The following is a 13,594-nucleotide window of genomic DNA, read 5'->3' on the forward strand; positions in this document are numbered from 1 at the left end:
GGTCAAGGGGGCGGGGGTTGATTATGATCTTAGGGGGATGGAGAAGCCTTCGGATCATGCTCCGATCTGGATGGAGCTGGAATGAACCAGCTCTTGATCTTCTTTTGATCTGCCGTTGCCGTTGATCTGCTGGCGATCTTTGCCGTTGCCTTGGCTTTTGCTTTTGATCTACCGCCCCATTCCAGCAGGCCGAACGGAGGTGTCATGGAGGGGGCCGGGCGCAGCCCCTCTGGCGAAGCTGGAGCGCCGTACGGAGGGCTTTAGCCCATAGTCGGCGGAGCCCCCGGTTAGCGGGATCGTGGTGCAGCGGATGTTGGCACGCTTCAGCGCCATTGCGCTGGACGAACAGAAGTCCCGTGATCACGCCCGAGCTCAGTTACCAGTTCCGTTGTCCGCAGGCTGTGCATCATTTGCTTGAGCGTGCGTGCGTGGCGCACTGAGGCCTGCATGGGCCAGTTGCAAGTAATTGCGCAGATGTTCGATGAAGGCATTGATCTTTCTGGTCGCTCGCCGGGTGCTGGGGTAAACCGTCAGCAACCGCGACCCCAGCGCGCGCTGGTCAAAATGGTAATCGCCCAGAACCACCTGCAGCCATCCCTTGTTCAGGTAGGGCAACACGCTCCAGTAGGGGCACGGCATGACCCCTTGGCCCGCCAGGCAAGCCTCCAGCAGCAATTCCAGATATCGCTGCTCAACCGTCCGCGGCGCTTGACGACATGACGTTCTCCGTCTTTCTCCATGCACCAGCCTTCACCCAGCGCAGGGTGCCGGTACACAAGCCATTCGAGTTCGGTGAGCTGGCTCGGGTCTCGCGGTACTGACGGGGTCTGGCCTGACCTACCTAAGCGCACTCACGGGCTAGCAGCAGGACGTATAGATAGCGGTCTGTCGCTCCTCCCTCTGGCAGAAACCCCGCGGCGGGAGGGGGCATCGGAGCGCTACACGAAATGGCCAGCACCGCTCTGGCGGACGAGCCGGCGAGGTCCTTTCGCTACGGCCCCTTATGGCCGGCAATTTGATATCGCCAGAGACGGATTTGACAGCCTGCTAGCCTGCGATGTCACTGTTGCGGAAAATGTAACTGAGTATTTCACGGGTCGCGATGGCGTCATCGAATACGACCGTGCTAAGTTCCGCGCCTCCCCTTTCCGGACGCGCATGGCCGCGTTTACAGTACTCTGTGCCCAGCCGCACATGATGCGGTCGACCTGCCGACGACACTCCGTTAGCCACCCCGCACTCTTGTCCAGCACGTCGCAGTGGATATTCACAAGGCCTTCATGAACCGAAACGAATTACGAAAATCCGACATCAATCTGATGGTCATATTCGAAGCGCTCATGCAGGAGCAGAACGTGACCCGGGTCGCTGAAAAGCTGCACCTTGGCCAACCCACGGTGAGTACTGCGCTGGGACGACTGCGCACTTTATTCAACGACCCATTGTTTGTCCGGATCGGCCACCGAATGGAGCCCACACGCCGCGCCGAGGAGATTATCCGGCACTTGTCGCCTGCCTTGGATGCGATGGCCACGGCGCTGAGCTTTACCCATGGGTTCGATCCGCAGGAAAGCCAGCTGACCTTCAAAATCGGGCTTTCCGACGACGTAGAATTCGGGCTGCTGCCGCCTTTTCTGCAAGCCCTGCGGGATGAGGCGCCCAATGTAGTCGTGATCATTCAGCATGTAGACTACTGGAGAATTCCTGACTTGCTGGCCTCTGGAGAGATCACCGTGGGGATTACCCAGACACGTGAACTGCCCGCCAATGCCAAGCGCAAGCTGCTGCGACGCATCGAAGCGCGCATCTTGCGTGCAGACCAATCTCCCGCACCACTGACCTTGGATGAGTTCTGTTCGCGGCCACATGTTCAAGTTTCCCACACGGCAAACGTCCACGGGATTGTCGATAAATGCCTGGCGAAAATTGGGCGCGAGCGCAAGGTCGTGCTGTCCATACCGCAATTCAGCTCCCTGCCGGCGGCGCTGAAGGGCACCAATCTGCTTGCAAGCTGCCCCGACTATGCGGCAAAAGCGCTGCTGGACTGGGGTGACCTGCGTGACGAGCCCTGCCCGTTCGAGGTCCCGGTCCATGAGTTATCGATGGTGTGGTTGAGCCTGACCGACAATGACCCGGCCGAGCGCTGGTTGCGCAACCGGCTGGAACAGCATATGGGCAACCTGAATCCCGCTCCCGACCCTTTGGTGTGAGCTTCAAGGCGCACTGCCCAACGTGTTGAAGTCACGCAGTTTAGCGGACTGATGTGGATCACCTATCAACAGCTTGCCGCGTCGGTACTCTGGATTGACGAGGCTCTTCCACGGTTGGAAGGTATCGAAGCGCAGCCCCGCCAAGTCTGCCCAGGTATGCATGAAGTGCGACGTGGTGTACTCCCGGTGCAAAGCGCCTTGAAGGTCAAGGGGGCTTCCCTCCTTCCAACTGGGCGAGCGCCATAGCAGAAAAGGAACCCTGTACATTGGCCGCGAGGGTGCTGCTTCGCTACGCCCCAGCATGTGCGGCGCCGTCGGGTCATAGACCGATTCGCCGTGGTCAGACAAGTAGAGCAGGAAGCCATGTGGGTCGGAGTGCTTGAAGCGGCTGATCAACGAACTCACCACGTGATCGTTGTAAAGCACCGCATTGTCATAGTCGTTGTACTTTCGCAGCTTCTTGCCCACGACATAGTCGGGTACCAGGGTGCTGTCCTGGAAGCGTGCATACTGCTCGGGAAACCGATAGCGGTAATCCATATGCGTGCCCAGCAGATGCACGACGATCAGCTTGCGCGGTGCCTTGTCGTTGAGTATCTGGCCAAATGGCTCCAGCACATCTTCATCGTATTGACTGGTGGAGTTCTGATCCCTGTTGTTATTGAGGTAGACCTGCTCGTCCGCCTGTTTTGAAAACGTGGTCAGCATCGTGTTGCGCTGGGTCATGGTCTGCTGGTTGGTGATCCAGTAAGTCTTGTAGCCCGCCTGCTTCATCACGCTGATCAAAGAGGGCGTGGTCAGATACAGCTCTGGGTTTTCCTGGTCGGCGAAGGTCAGGACTTGCTGCAGCACCTCGATGGTATAGGGCCGTGGCGACACCACCTTGTCGAAGACATCCAGTTCTGGGCGCAAAGCGTCGAGCTCAGGTGTGGTCTGACGAGGATAACCGTAGAGGCTCATGCGCTGTCGGTCAGTCGATTCGCCGATCACCAGCACCAGCGTCGCCGGCTGGCCAGCATGGGTGTCAAGCAGGTTTTGCAGAGGCGCGATCACTGCCCAGTTATCGAACATGCTCGCCATGTCGCTGAGTTGCTGGCGGTACTGCGCGTAGCCGATGACCAGCTGCCAGGGCGCCGCCGATTGCAGCTTTTGTTGGAACTTGCCAATCCGCATGTCCAGGTCGCCGCGCTTGCGATACTCATGGATGCCCGAGTAACCCACCGAGGCGAAGGCGATCAGCAGACAAAGAGCGCCCTTGGCACGTCCGGGGAACGGCGCAGGCCGCACCTTGAGCCACAGGCCGAACGCAACCAGGCTGTAGGCAATCAGTGCAGCGAGCTTGGACCACGAGAAGTATTGCGAAAGGTACTCGCTCGACTCGCTCACGTTTGACTCGAACATGATGAAGATGGCGCTTTGCGAAAATTCCTGCCCGTAGATCAGGAAATACGCCAGCGCGGTCAGCGAGCACATCCATAGCACAAGGCCGGTGATCCCGGCGATGGGCCGCGTCCAGCGCGGGAACAGCAACGGCGGAATCAGCCACAGCAGGCTCGCGGCGCTGGCATGCCAGAAGCCCTTGAGACTGGCGACACCTGCGTGGAAGATCAATATCTGCAAAGGGCCGGAAAAGTACCAGAAAAACAGGTACATCCAGGCTAACGAGCGAACGCTGGAGCGGCGCTGAACGGGAGGAGCCGGTGTGCTCATGATGCGTGTACGTCTGAACTGGACATTGACTTAACCAACGTGTGCGACCTGCGACTTCAGAGTTGAGGTATGTCTCGGATCCTGGCTTACGAGCCGCTCGATAAGACGTCGGCAAATGGCATGCACCTCGGCCTGCGGCAGCCTGGCGTCGACCTCGACCACCCGGGTGCCGGAGAACGTAAGCGATGCAATGGTGGCCACCTTCCTTTCAATCAGGGCCAGATCATGATCGGGTTTGCGCGACCAGGCCGTCTGGGCGTCCACGTTGAGACGAATGACGAGAGTGGGCGCAAAGAGAGACATTTCGGTGTACAGGTCCCGCTCCAACCGAGCTAACCAGGTGGTCAACCATCCTCTAGCGGTTGCCGCCGATAACCCCGGACCATCGTTTATCCCGGCAAACTGCACTTGCGGATAGCGGTCACAGATCACCATCTGCCCCCCCTCGCGAGCCTGCAACATGCGCAGGAAGCGACTTCGGCGCCCCCTGCTGAAGAGATAGATGACCAAAGCCGTGACCGGGCCTGGAATGCGCTCACCCGGCGTACGCGCTCGACGCGCTTTGGCCGACAGATGCCGCTCCATGATCGGCCCAAGCAGGGGTAGCTGCCTTATCTTCGCTCCCAACGCACCGGAGCCTAGCCCCAGGTAGGCATACTGGCTGTTGGCAATGACCGAACACAGGTAATGCGCCGTGGTGGTCTTGCCGGCGCCATCCGGCCCGACGATGGCTACCAGCGGCGCCAGGCGAGCCGGGGCGCGGTCGCGGGGCGTCACGCCGTTTGCCTCTGGGCGAGGCGCAAGCTGATTTCGCGCTTGGCCTGGGCGATGACCTCGGCCAACGGCTGGGTGCTGTCCAGATCGACGATGGGACTGCCTTGATACTCAAGCTCAGGCACCAAGGCGATCTTGCTTGCCAGCGAGGCGTACCGGTGATCAGGCTTGCGCTTGTATGCCGTTTCCAGATCCACGTTCAGCCGAATAACCACGTCTGGGCGGTAGCTCACCATGTAGCAGTACAGAAGGCGTTCGCAACGTGCCAGGCAACGCACCAGCACATTGCGATGGGGTACGTGGCTCAGGCCTGGGCCATCGATTTTCATCCCTGGTACGGCGATTTGCGGAAAACGATCGGCAATGATGGCCACGCCCTTGCGCCGGAGCGTCATCATCCTCTGATACCGCCGCAAGCGCCTGATCGACAGAATGAACATCGCCAGCGCCGCCAGGGTTGTGGGCGCCTCGACCGGGCGGCTGGCGGCCTCGGCCTGCGGGACTTTCTCAGGCGTGTTGCTCGCGATCAGGCGCTTGAGCAAGCCACCCACCAGGGGCAGGCTCACCAGCTTCTCGCCGAGCGCCTTGGACTGGATGCCCAGGTGACAGCTTTCGGTCTCCCGTGACTCGCGCATCCAGGCCTGGATGGCCTCGGACACAGTTGTCTTGCCTGCGCCATCGCATCCCACGAAGGCGATGACGGGCCCCAGATCAATTGACTGTAGGGTCTTCATCTCAGCGCCTTGTTGTGGAATGCATGCGCACCGGGTGCGATGCATCGAGGTGCTCGCGCTTCACGGTGTTGAATTTGCCGTTGACCAGCTCGAACACCTGATCTGCCACTTCGATCAAACGCGGGCGGTGCGAGACGGCGATGATGGTGATCTGCGGAGTCAGTGCCTTGAGCGTGCGGCAGATGTCGGCTTCGGATTCCGCATCCAGGGCGCTGGTCGCCTCATCCAGGATCAGCAGGCTGGGGCGATGGGCAAGAGCCCGGGCGATGACGATGCGCTGGCGTTGACCACCGGACAGCTGCCCTCCGCGCTCACCCACTCTGGTATGCATACCCTGTTCCAGAGCCTGGACGAATTCCCAGGCACCGGCCTGGCGCAGGGCATGTTCGGCATCGGCTTCTGTAAGGGACGGCTCGCCCAGCGTGACGTTCGCCAATACGCTGTCGTGCAGCAGCAACGTTTCCTGAGTCACATAGCCGATCATCCGACGCCAGCTGCGCCGTTGCAGATCGGCCAACGCCACGCCATCCACGCTGATACGGCCTTCCTGCGCCACCAGCATTGCGCAGATCAGATCGAGTACGGTCGTCTTGCCGGTACCGGACGGGCCGACGAGGGTCGTCATCGCTCCCACCTCGAAGGCCACACTGGCTTCATCGAGAATGCGTCGACCGCCGTAGGTGAACGAAACCTGATCGAAGATGATCTGTCTGGCCAGCGTTGGCTGGTGGCTGCCACCTTGTGGCTCACGCTGTGCCTTGGCAGCCTCGACCGCCTCGCGCAGCGCCCAGAACGCGCTTTCCTGCGCAGCCATGCGATGGTAGCGCTGCTGCGCCTTGTGCATGAGACCCAGAACCCGGACCACCATGAAGATCAGCACCATCACCGACGACATGGGCAGCTTCCAGATCACCAGGCCAGCGTACAGCCCTCCCGCGGCCAGCAATGCCAACAGGGGCTCCTGAAGCGCGCGGAGCGTCTCCCGGCTGGTAACCTCTTTCTCCATTGCCGCGTTGAGCTCAGTCGCCTGGCTGCGCAACAGCGAATCGGCGATGTCTTCGCGGGCCATGGCCTTCAGCGGCTTTACCGAACCCAGCGTGTCGCTCAGGTTGATCAGCAATTCGCGCATCAGCCCGGTCTGGCTTTTGCCAGCCTTGCGCGAGGTTTTCACCAAGCCGCGCAGGGCCAGGAGAATGGCCATGCCTAGGGCGATGCACACCAGTGCAGCCTGCCAGGAGACCACGAACGCGATGATCGCGTAGGCAATGGCCTGGATGGTCAGGGCAACCATGTTGGCAGCGTGCTCGTAGGCAGTCGAAGCCCGGAAGGCTTCGGTGGCCACCGCGTTTGCCAGGGCTCCGCCCGGCTGGCGCAGATAGTGTTCCCAGCGGCTGCCCAGAGTAGCGTTGATCAGGTCGATACGCAGGTCGGTCGCCACGTGGGCCACTGTGTAACCGACCTGGCGGTTGGCGAGCAGGATCAACAGGCTCGTCAGCGACATGCCAGCGACAATGATGATCAGCAGTACCGTGATGCTTGGTTCCAACCCGACGCTGTGTAACACGCTGGCCACTTGGTCGACGACCGCACCTGAGTGGCCGCTGTCGCCGAGCATCACCGAAACCAGCGGCAGCATGGTGGTCAAGCTGATGCCTTCCACCACGCCTGCGATCACCAGGCTGAGCAGCATCAATATCGTGCGAGCCGGGTACGACTTGCCGAATGCCAGGATAATTCTCATGCCATCGGCTCCAGGGTGATCCTGTCGCGCAGCGCGGCGAAGGCCCGCACTATGGCAACGATCTCCTGCTCCGAATGGGCTGCACTGACGCTGCAGCGCACCAGCGTGATGCCTGATGGCGCGGCAGGCGGCAGTACCAGGTTCACATACACCCCTTCCTCGATCAGCGCCCGCCAGAAAAGCATGCCCTGCTCCTTGGTGCCGATCATCACCGGTATCACCGGGCTTACGTGCGACCCGACCCGATAACCGAGCAAGGCCAGCCCGTTATAGAGCCGATAGGCGTTTTGCCAGAGTTGATCACGCAGTTCTGGATGCTGGCCGATGGTCCGCAAGGCCGAGCGCACCGACGCGATGGCTGAAGGCGACGGCGATGCAGTGAAGATGTAGGGGCGGCTGGCATAGCGCAGCACTTCCATGCTGCGGTCATTGCCTACCGCGAAGCCTCCGATGGAGGCCAGACTTTTGCTGAACGTCCCCAGGATGATATCGACATCCGACTCGACACCCAGCGCCTGGGCCAAGCCCCGTCCGGTCTCACCCAGAACGCCAAACGAGTGCGCTTCGTCCACCAGCAGGTAACCGCCCAGACGCCGCTTGATATCGACGATCTCTTGCAGCGGCGCGACATCGCCGAGCATGCTGTAGATACCCTCGACGATGATCAGCGCATCCTTGGCGCGCTCGCCCAGGCGCAGCATCCGCCGCTCCAGGTCCAGGGCATCGTTGTGACGGAAGCGGATGATCTGGGCACCGCCCAACGCGCAGGCATCGTAGATGCTGGCGTGGCAATCGGCATCGAGCAACACGACCGCCTTGGGGTTGGCCAATGCACTGATGATGCCCAGGTTCGCCACATAGCCGGTGGAAAAGACAATGGCCGAAGCACGCCCAAAAAATTCGGCAAGCTCTTGCTCCAGTGCCACATGCGCGCCGTAGCTGCCGTTGGCCATTCGCGAACCGGTGGTGCCAGTCCCCTGCTCGGCCAAGGCCGCCTGCGCCGCAGCAATCGCATCGGCGTTGAAAGTCAGTCCCAGGTAGTTGTTGGTGCCAGCCAGGATGACCCGTTGCTCGCCGATATAACCCTCGGTCGCTGAATGGATACGGTCGATGCAGGTGCCAAACGGGTTCAATCCGGCCGTCTGAAACGCCTCGCGCTCATCGGCCAGGCGGGAAAATCCGTCATACAGCCCCATGATGGCCCTCCAGATGACTCATCAACGCATCGGCGAGCTCGGCCGGCGTGCTGACGTCGATCAGGATATTGATGGGGATGGACAGGTCGAACTGGTCTTCGAGCATCATCAGCAGGTCCATGATCTTGATCGATTCGAGACCCAGATCTTCGATCAGGTTGCTCTGCGGGCCGACCGGCCGCTGATTTTCGGCGGTCAAGCCACGCAGGCATTCCAGGATGTAGTCGATGACAACGTCGCGTTTCAACATAAAAGTGGCCTGATGTCTTTATGAAATGGGATCAAAACAATCGCTCACTCAGCGCCCGCTCAAGGACGATTCCCGGGCTCCAGCCCAAGTCCTGCGAGATCTTGCGATTGCTGGACGACCAGTCGGGATGGACAAGCTCATTGACCTTGCTGGGCGTCAACATCGGTTCGCCGCCCGCCAGGCGATGCCAGGCCAGATTCAGCTGTGAAAGCAGCCTCAGCAGTGGCGCGGACACACTGATCACGCGCACGGGCGCGCCTCGCGTCGCTGCACCGATGGCCGCCAGTCGCTGCCAGCCATAACCCGTGCGGGCGCCGTCGTTGAGTTCATAGCGCGCGGCATGGATGGCATCCACCTCCAGCCAGCGCAGGGTTGCTTGGGCGAGGTCATGTACGTGCAGGAAAGACAGTTGCGCATCCGCCCGGCCCAGCCGGGGCAACCAGCCACGCAACAGGCTGGCGAATAACGGCTGCAGTTCGCGATCGCCTGGCCCGTATACGGCCGTGGGGCGGAAGACACTAAGCCGCATGTCGCCGGCTACCTCGATCGCGGCGTGCTCTGCCGCGAACTTCGATTCGGCGTACCAGGACAACTCGGGGTGCCGGGCGGCCAGCGAAGAGAACAACAGGAATCGCTCGCTGCCCGCCGCCTTGGCCGCGCGCACCAATCGCAGCGTGCCATCGACGTTGCACGCCTGGAAAACCGCTCGGCTGCGCCCTCGTACCTGGCCAGCGCAGTGAATAACCGCCGCCGCACCGCGCACAAGCATGGCCAGAGACTGCTCGTCTTCCAACGATCCCTCCACCCACGTCACGCTATCGAGACCCTCTACAGGGCGGCGTGTCAGCGCTCTCACCGTGACGCCTCGACCCAGCAGGGCGGCAATGATGTGCTGGCCGATGAAGCCACTCGCCCCGGTTATCGCCACTGTCCTGCTCATCCGGCGATGGCTACTGTCGGCTGCAACAAGATGTTATCGAGCACGCTCAGGTAGCGCCGCTTTGCCTCAGCTCGCGCAGGCTTGCCGGACGACGTTCGCGGAATGCTCTGCGGCGGCACCAACTGGATGTCGACGCTGACCCCGAACTCGCTCTGGATACGTCCCGACAGTGAGCGGACCATGAGCTCGCGCGATGCCTGCGAGCTTATGCGGCACTGGATCTGCATGACCACCACGGCTTCGTCGCCCTGCGCCGTCACGAATGCAATCGCATCGCCAGGGCGAACGTCCGGCTCGCCTTCGGCCACATGCTCGATGTCCTGGGGCCAGATGTTGCGGCCCCGGATGATGATCAGGTCTTTCGTGCGGCCGGTCACATACAGGTTGCCGTCGAGCAGGTAACCCAGGTCGCCGGTGTCCAGCCACTGCTTGGCTTGCAACTGGGCCTGTGATTCCGGGTCGCGGAAGTAGCCGCTCATCAGACTTGGGCCGGCAATGAATATCTGCCCCACTTCCCTTTCAGCCAATACGCTGCCGTGGGCATTGCGGATTTCGATTTTGTGGCCAGGCAACGCCCGGCCACAATTGACGAACGTGCTTACCGCACGGGTGCGCGCCGTAGGCGGGATGGCTTTGCCACTCTGTTCGAGTACCTCACGGTCGACTTTGTCAGCCTGCAATCCCTTGACTGCATCTGCGAAGCTGACTGCCAAGGTGTTCTCGGCCAGACCGTAGCAGGGCATGAAGGTGCCAGGCTTGAAGTTGGCCGCCGCGAAACGCTCGGCGAATTGCGTCAGCGCACCGAACGGCACCGGCTCTGCGCCAACACCGGCGACACGCCAGCTGGACAGGTCAAGTTCGGCCAGATCCTTGTCACTGCAACGGCGCAGGCACAGGTTGTAGCCGAACGGAGGCGCCACTGAAACGGTGCCGCGGTTGCGGCTGATCAGTTTCAACCACTGCAAAGGGCGCATGGCGAAGTCTTGGGTGCGCAGGTAGTCGACCGACAACTGCGTGGCCACCGGCGTCAGCACAAAGCCCACCAGGCCCATGTCGTGATAGAAAGGCAACCAGGAAATACAGCGATCACCTTCGCGCAGCTTGATGCCGTCGCGACTGATGACCTGCAAATTGGCCATCACCGCGCGCTGTGTGATGACCACCCCACGAGGAAAGCGCGTACTGCCCGAGGTGTACTGAAGGTAGGCAATGTCATCGGCAGACGGACGACGCAGCTCCACGTCTGCCTCGGGCAAGGCATCGATGTCGGCGCCGCTCAGGATGGGCATCGGCGGCAACAGGACGGCGGCCTCATGGACCAATGGCAGCCATTGCTCGTTACCGCAGACGGCACCGGGGCTGCAGCTGGTCAATAGGCCCCGCAGCTTTTCCACATAGGAAGCGTGCTGGCCCAACCCCATCGGAATCGGCAGAGGTACCGGAATCAGCCCGGCATACTGGCAGGCAAAGAACACTTCGACGAACGTCGCGCAGGTGTCGGCAATCAGCGCCACACGGTCGCCTTTGACCAGCCCCAGACCGAGCAGGCGACGGGCGATCATGAGCGCGCGCCTTTTCAGCATACGATACTCGAATGAACTAACCAGCTGACTGCGCCGATCATAGAAGTTCATCCCCGCCTTGCCGGTGGCAGCATAATCCAATGCGTCGACCAGACTACTGAAGTCGGCATGCCGCATGCGAATGGAACTTAGTGAGCTTGTTTCTGACATATACAGCACAGCCATAAAGTTGAACCTTCTGCCTATCGCAAACGCAGCAGCCCCATCGGCAGAGGTTATTCGGCAGATGCGGTTATCAGGCGGCGATAGAGATGAAACCGCGGAACGCCTCCGCAGCCGGCAAACGATTGCAGCAGACGCGGCGCTGGCGTTTCGCTTGAACTCGATACGGCGCGAAGATTAACAGCTGCCCGTTCCTGGATAATTATTCATTTATAAGATACCGGGCATCTGAAATGGCGATGGCGCGGGGGATGTACAAACTCCGAAAATAACGGTTTCATTTACGCCACCGTATTGTTGCAACCGCCGTGCGTTCTGAAATCCCCCAGCTTTTCGAGTTTAGGTCAGTCATGATTTTCATAGAACAGGTCAGCGATAAGGCTGGACTGAAAGACTTCATCTCATTGCCCTCCCACTTATATGCCGGGGACCCTAACTGGATTGAACCTCTGCACATCGAGCGCCTGGAGCATCTCTCCGCGAAGAACCCTGCCTCGGACCACATCCGCTGGCAGGCGTGGGTTGCACGGCGGGGGGACACCGTGGTGGGTCGTATCACCGCCCAGGTTGATTCGCTGCATCGTGAGTTGCACGGTTCAGATACCGGCCATTTCGGCATGCTCGATGCGATCGACGATGAAGAGGTTTTTCGCGCGTTGACGCACACCGCCGAGACCTGGCTGAAGCAGCAAGGGACGCGCATCATTACCGGCCCCTTCGGGCTGAACATCAATCAGGAAAGCGGCTTGCTGGTCGATGGCTTCGACACCCCGCCGTCGGCGTTGATGAACCATGGCAAGCCCTACTACGCGCAACGCCTGGAACAGCAAGGTTATAGCAAGGGGATGGACCTGCTGGCGTACTGGATGCGCCGGGACGATCTGAACTTCACCCCTGCCCTTGCCTCCATGATGGACCGCATGCGCAGCCGCGTACGCATCCGGCAACTGGATCGCACGCGCTTCGCGCAAGAGATGCAGGTGCTGCGCGAGGTGTTCAACGACGCCTGGCAGAACAATTGGGGGTACGTACCGTTCACCGAGCGCGAGTTCGATGAGATGGGCGCGCAACTGAAATTCCTGGTGCCCGACGACATGATCTACATTGCCGAGTTCGACGGCCAGCCGTGCGCCTTCATTGTTGCGTTGCCTAATATCAACGAAGCGATGGCCGATCTGGGTGGGCGCTTGCTGCCCCTGGGCTGGGCCAAGTTGCTGTGGCGCCTGAAAGTCAGTGGCGTGCGGACCGCACGCGTGCCCTTGATGGGTGTGCGTCAAGAGCTCCAGTTCAGCCGTTTGGGGCCGATAATCGCGTTGCTGCTTATCGAAGCATTGAAGGCGCCTTTCCAGGCACGCGATATCGTGGCACTGGAAATGTCCTGGATCCTTGAATCCAACTCCGGTATGCAGACCATCCTGCAACGCATCGGTGCCGATCCCTACAAGCGGTACCGCCTGTATGAAAAATCCATCTGAGCGGCGGCGCTTCGACGCGATAGTGCTGGGCGCCGATCGCCACGGCAACGACCCCATCGCAGCACTGGGCGCAGCGGGCTGCAAGGCACTGACGCCGATCGCAGGCGTACCGATGTTACACCGCGTGCTGGGCGCGTTGACCGATAGCGCGCTGGTTGACCAGATCACTTTGGTAGGACCGTCATCTGCGCTTCTGGAAAAGGATGCTCATTTCCGCTCGCTGGTCAGCACCGGGCGGGCCGGCTTTCTGCCCCCCTTGGCGACGCCTGCGGCGAGCGTCAGCCGGGCGCTTGCCCGGCGCACGCGCTGGCCGGTGCTGGTGACGACCGCCGACCACGCACTGCTGCGCGCTGACATCGTCGATTATTTCCTGACGCAATCAGCCAGGCTCGATTGCGATGTAACCGTTGCGGTCACACCGTTGGCGGCCGTCCTCGAGCGATTCCCGGGAACCGCCAGGACGGCGATTCGGCTCAAGGGCGGGCCCTATTGCGGGAGCAACCTGTTCGCCTTCCTTACACCAGAAGGCGCCAAGGTGGCGCAGTACTGGAAAGGCATGGAACAAGCGCGCAAACACCCACGGCAAGTCGTGGCGCGGGCGCTGGGTACATGGGCCACAGCCCGGTATCTGCTAGGCCAACTGTCGCTTGACCATGCCCTGGCCCAGCTGTCGAAGGCCTTGGGCATCAGAATTGGCGCCGTGGTCATGCCGTTTCCAGAGGCTGCGGTCGATGTGGATTCGACCAACGACTTCGCACTGGTGGAGCGCACGCTGCGCGAGATGGCCGAGAACCACACCGCGCCTGCCACCTGATCCGC

The 13,594-nt window shown here is 61.0% G+C and carries 12 protein-coding genes and 1 pseudogene; 4 read left to right on the plus strand and 9 right to left on the minus strand.

The window, feature by feature from the left end; genetic code table 11:
- Positions 1-85: pseudogene (locus G7009_RS00005) on the plus strand (exodeoxyribonuclease III); the annotation flags it as partial.
- Positions 86-372: 287 nt separating this feature from the next.
- Here G7009_RS00005 and G7009_RS00010 read toward each other — a convergent pair.
- On the minus strand, positions 373-639 hold the full coding sequence (locus G7009_RS00010; RefSeq protein WP_375139518.1) for a hypothetical protein: 267 nt from the start codon (positions 637-639) through the stop codon (positions 373-375).
- A 641-nt stretch (positions 640-1,280) separates the two neighbouring features.
- Here G7009_RS00010 and G7009_RS00015 point away from each other — a divergent pair.
- On the plus strand, positions 1,281-2,210 hold the full coding sequence (locus G7009_RS00015) for a LysR family transcriptional regulator (RefSeq protein WP_181127936.1): 930 nt from the start codon (positions 1,281-1,283) through the stop codon (positions 2,208-2,210).
- Between the two features lie 3 nt (positions 2,211-2,213).
- Here the strand turns inward: G7009_RS00015 and cptA are convergent, their stop codons facing one another.
- The 8 genes from cptA to G7009_RS00055 are packed head-to-tail and all read right to left on the minus strand — an operon-like array spanning position 2,214 to position 11,288.
- On the minus strand, positions 2,214-3,920 hold the full coding sequence (gene cptA / locus G7009_RS00020; RefSeq protein WP_181127937.1) for a phosphoethanolamine transferase CptA: 1,707 nt from the start codon (positions 3,918-3,920) through the stop codon (positions 2,214-2,216).
- Between the two features lie 30 nt (positions 3,921-3,950).
- Positions 3,951-4,697, minus strand: a complete 747-nt coding sequence (locus tag G7009_RS00025) for a hypothetical protein (RefSeq protein ID WP_181127938.1) — start codon at positions 4,695-4,697, stop codon at positions 3,951-3,953.
- On the minus strand, positions 4,694-5,428 hold the full coding sequence (locus G7009_RS27550) for a nucleoside triphosphate hydrolase (RefSeq protein WP_258197811.1): 735 nt from the start codon (positions 5,426-5,428) through the stop codon (positions 4,694-4,696). Before G7009_RS27550 ends, G7009_RS00025 begins: the two co-directional genes overlap by 4 nt.
- 1 nt (position 5,429) lies before the next feature.
- The gene (locus tag G7009_RS00035; protein WP_258197812.1) at positions 5,430-7,169 is read right to left on the minus strand and encodes an ABC transporter ATP-binding protein; all 1,740 of its coding nucleotides are present in this window, start codon (positions 7,167-7,169) and stop codon (positions 5,430-5,432) included.
- Positions 7,166-8,365 carry a serine palmitoyltransferase gene (gene spt, locus G7009_RS00040; protein ID WP_181127939.1) on the minus strand — a complete coding sequence of 400 codons (1,200 nt, stop codon included), beginning with the start codon at positions 8,363-8,365 and terminating at the stop codon, positions 7,166-7,168. Before spt ends, G7009_RS00035 begins: the two co-directional genes overlap by 4 nt.
- Positions 8,352-8,615, minus strand: a complete 264-nt coding sequence (locus G7009_RS00045) for an acyl carrier protein (protein ID WP_181127940.1) — start codon at positions 8,613-8,615, stop codon at positions 8,352-8,354. Before G7009_RS00045 ends, spt begins: the two co-directional genes overlap by 14 nt.
- A gap of 31 nt (positions 8,616-8,646) precedes the next feature.
- Positions 8,647-9,555 (minus strand): NAD-dependent epimerase/dehydratase family protein, encoded by a 909-nt coding sequence (locus G7009_RS00050; RefSeq protein ID WP_181127941.1) that lies wholly within the window; start codon positions 9,553-9,555, stop codon positions 8,647-8,649.
- A complete protein-coding gene (locus G7009_RS00055) occupies positions 9,552-11,288 on the minus strand; it encodes a fatty acyl-AMP ligase (protein WP_445676827.1) in 1,737 nt (578 codons plus the stop codon). Before G7009_RS00055 ends, G7009_RS00050 begins: the two co-directional genes overlap by 4 nt.
- A gap of 362 nt (positions 11,289-11,650) precedes the next feature.
- On the opposite strand from G7009_RS00055, the gene G7009_RS00060 reads away from it, so the two are divergent.
- Both G7009_RS00060 and G7009_RS00065 read left to right on the plus strand, forming a co-directional pair.
- Positions 11,651-12,775, plus strand: a complete 1,125-nt coding sequence (locus tag G7009_RS00060; protein WP_181127943.1) for an N-acetyltransferase — start codon at positions 11,651-11,653, stop codon at positions 12,773-12,775.
- The gene (locus G7009_RS00065; RefSeq protein WP_181127944.1) at positions 12,759-13,589 is read left to right on the plus strand and encodes a nucleotidyltransferase family protein; all 831 of its coding nucleotides are present in this window, start codon (positions 12,759-12,761) and stop codon (positions 13,587-13,589) included. The genes G7009_RS00060 and G7009_RS00065 overlap by 17 nt, the downstream gene beginning before the upstream one ends.
- Positions 13,590-13,594 lie beyond the last annotated feature (5 nt).

The sequence above is a fragment of the Pseudomonas capeferrum genome (genome assembly GCF_013523055.1).
Taxonomy (GTDB): domain Bacteria; phylum Pseudomonadota; class Gammaproteobacteria; order Pseudomonadales; family Pseudomonadaceae; genus Aquipseudomonas; species Aquipseudomonas capeferrum_A.